We start from the raw sequence: 941 nt of genomic DNA, 5'->3' as shown, positions 1-941 counted from the left end.
TCGGTATGGCCGCCGAACTCGACGGAGGCACGGCCATATAGGCTGACGTTGTCGGAAAGCTTGGCCGTTGCGCCGATCCCGACGTCGAAGGTCGTTCCACCCATGTCGCTGCCGACAGAAGTGCCGTTGGCCGTGAAGCCGCCTTTGCCCCTCAACTCGTGTTTTACATTGGCATCGACAAACGTCGTCACCGACCGGCCAGACTTCTTCTTCCTCGGCTGCTGCGGGGCCCGCGCGGATGCCTTGCCCTTCGTGTTCTTTACGCCTTTGCCGGTGTTGCGCGTTTCGGGCGGGGCCACCGCTTCCACCTCGTCGTCGAGGAAGAAAGTCTTCTCCAAACGCAGGCCGAGGCGGCCGCGCAGACTTTCTGACTCCTGGCCGGAAACGGTAACGCCATAGTTGTCGGTAAAGCTATCAGCGGTAACCTTCGAATAGACGAGCTGCGCCTGCGGCTGCAGGATCAGGTTGTCGCCCAGATCAATGCCGTAGCCGGTCTCGACAGAGGCGGAAATCGCCCGGCCTTTGTAGCCGTTGTTGAGATCAAAACCGGTGACCGACTTCGCATCCACCCCGAAGTCGAGCCAGTCGTGCTTGACCACGGCATCGACATAGAGACCTGTACCGGATTGCGACCCGGTCGGGGCATGCTGCTGCCAGGTGGCGTAACCTCCGATGCCCTTGCTGGAGATCGAGCCATGGGCAGTGCGGCCGCTGACGTCGAAGCTGGAGTGAGCAAACTCCCCGAACAGGCCAACGGTGAGCTTGTCACCCTGGACGAAGACACCTTCCGTGGAGTAGTCGCCGCCAATCTGCATGCCTGCGACATTCGTACTGAACCCCTGGCTGTTGTAGCCTGTGACCTTCGGCGAATAGGAGCCGGACTTTCCGATGGCGCGTGACCAGGCGTGGAAACCATTGCTCATCTCTTCGGCACGCAGTTC

Annotated in this window: 1 protein-coding gene; it reads right to left on the bottom strand. The window is 60.9% G+C overall.

Annotation, left to right across the window (positions count from 1 at the left end; genetic code table 11):
• The coding region (locus LH464_RS24395) for an autotransporter outer membrane beta-barrel domain-containing protein (RefSeq protein WP_226788981.1) at positions 1-941 on the bottom strand (941 nt) is incomplete at both ends.

This window comes from Pseudorhizobium xiangyangii (assembly GCF_020531965.1).
GTDB classification, from domain to species: Bacteria; Pseudomonadota; Alphaproteobacteria; order Rhizobiales; family Rhizobiaceae; genus Neorhizobium; species Neorhizobium xiangyangii.
Note: the sequence above shows the minus strand (reverse complement) of the source record. Positions and strands in the feature narration are given on the sequence as shown.